The sequence below is a fragment of the Alcanivorax sp. HI0083 genome, from assembly GCF_001635175.1.
This window is the reverse complement of sequence record NZ_LWFX01000369.1, coordinates 1-1,294: the sequence shown is the minus strand read 5'-3', so window position 1 is coordinate 1,294 and position 1,294 is coordinate 1. Positions and strand designations below refer to the sequence as shown.

Here is a 1,294-nt window from a genome sequence, read left to right as displayed (position 1 = left end):
ATCCCGATTATCGGCGTGGGGGGCATCAATAGTGCTGATGATGCGCTGGAAAAACAGCGCCAGGGTGCGGACCTGGTACAGATTTACAGTGGCTTGATCTACCAGGGGCCGGGTCTGATCGGTGATATTGCCCGTGCCTGGCCGAAAGGCATTTGAGCTAAAGGCGCAACGGGTTTTCAGCCGCCTGCTAGCGCTTTATACGAAGCCGCTGTAGGCGTTCCCTTCCAGGGGACGAACCTCGTGCAGCGAGGGCGTTCTCAGTGGTCAAAAGGTTTTCATCCTGGTTGCGTATTGAGATGGACATTAAAGACGGATATTAAAAAGGGCCCGGGTGGGGCCCTGTGGGTCGGCGCGTGAACGCGTCGGCGTTGTGAAACTGGAAGATATTAACCGATATTTTTCAGATTCTGGATGCTGGCGACGCCGAGCATTCCGTGAGCAAAGTCAGTGCGACCTTCGCGCCATCCCCCCATCCAGTTGGTGCGTGCCTGGAGCGTGCCAAACGGGCAGTCTTCGCGGGATTTTCCATCCAGGCCGGCGTTGTATCCCCGGTTGTAAGCGCGGTCGTCTTTACTACGTTTTTGTCGCTTCATAAACGCTTTCCCTTTCACAGATAGCGGTACCGAAAAATGGCCCCTCGGCTGAATATGTAGCCAAGTAGCGGGGCCGACACATTCAGTATGTGAAAGCGGTAAGGTGGTGTCGAATACCATGTAGCAATATGGTCAGTGCTGGTTAAGCATATGACGTATAAAGGACAGGTTGATGACCGTTTGTGTAATGCCATGAAAAACAAGCAGTTAGTTTTTCGGGTGGGGCATGAATCAGTCACTTAAGAGGATTTGGTAATGGAATTTGTGGCCACCTGCATGCCAGGCCTGGCAGATTTGCTCAGTGATGGATTGTCTTCATTGGGCATATCCGTAACAGAAACCGGGCGCGCCCACGTGAGCTTCACTGGGGGCTCTGCGGATGCCCTTAAGGTGTGCCTGTGGTCGCGCCTGTCCGAGCGGGTTCTGTTGCATCTGGCCACGTTGGGGGTCACCCCTGATATTGCCCCGGAAAAGCTGGCTGCCAGCCAGGATTGGCTGTCTTTGGTGGGCAACAATGCGCCGGTACACGTGCACATTGAGCACGGCGCAGAGGTACGGGGTGATAACCGGATCAGCGCCAAACGTTTTATCCAGGCTCTACCAGAGCAGTTTGCGATTTCGCGGGAACCGAAGGGCAGTTGCTGTATCCGTGCCCGTCTGGACTTGAACGAAGCGCACCTGTGGCTGGATCTGGCCGGTGA

At 55.0% G+C, this 1,294-nt stretch carries 1 protein-coding gene and 2 pseudogenes; 2 read left to right on the top strand and 1 reads right to left on the bottom strand.

What is annotated here, in order from left to right; all coding sequences use genetic code 11:
- Positions 1–156, top strand: a pseudogene (locus A3754_RS25915) (quinone-dependent dihydroorotate dehydrogenase); the annotation flags it as partial.
- A 230-nt stretch (positions 157–386) separates the two neighbouring features.
- Here A3754_RS25915 and rmf read toward each other — a convergent pair.
- Positions 387–593, bottom strand: coding sequence for a ribosome modulation factor (rmf, locus tag A3754_RS03835; RefSeq protein ID WP_007149522.1), 207 nt, complete (start codon positions 591–593; stop codon positions 387–389).
- A 255-nt stretch (positions 594–848) separates the two neighbouring features.
- Here rmf and A3754_RS03830 point away from each other — a divergent pair.
- Positions 849–1,294: pseudogene (locus tag A3754_RS03830) on the top strand (23S rRNA (guanine(2445)-N(2))/(guanine(2069)-N(7))-methyltransferase); the annotation flags it as partial.

Excerpts from the sequence above, each read along its gene's own strand:
- rmf (WP_007149522.1), bottom strand. The coding sequence starts at position 593 with ATGAAGCGACAAAAACGTAGTAAAGACGACCGCGCTTACAACCGGGGA.